We start from the raw sequence: 290 nt of genomic DNA, 5'->3' as shown, positions 1-290 counted from the left end.
TCCACAGTGACCAAGTTGTATTTCACGCTGCTGGAAATCAAGTGCGTTGCGGGGGATGCCGACGACGTGGAGTTGCCCGAGGGCGGCATCGAGCTTACCGACGACGTGGAGAATCTGTCCCCGAAGCCGGACTATTACATCACTCATACCACCGACTTCGCTAATCCGCCCTCTGATCCGCAGATGACTTACAAAGAAGTGACCGCCAACGAGAGCTTTGAGTACGAGCCCGCGGCCGGCAGCCAAGAGGAAAAGGACATGGCGGAGAAGAAGGCGCTGGAGCAGAAGCT

General features: G+C 57.2%; 1 protein-coding gene. It reads left to right on the top strand.

Annotated elements, in window-relative coordinates:
• The coding region (locus tag PZH32_RS13675; RefSeq protein ID WP_275208805.1) for a hypothetical protein at window positions 1-290 on the top strand (290 nt) is incomplete at both ends.

This window comes from Adlercreutzia equolifaciens, assembly GCF_029076695.1.
GTDB classification, from domain to species: Bacteria; Actinomycetota; Coriobacteriia; order Coriobacteriales; family Eggerthellaceae; genus Adlercreutzia; species Adlercreutzia equolifaciens_A.
The sequence above is the reverse complement of the archived record's forward strand: the minus strand, read 5'-3'. Positions and strand labels throughout refer to the sequence as shown.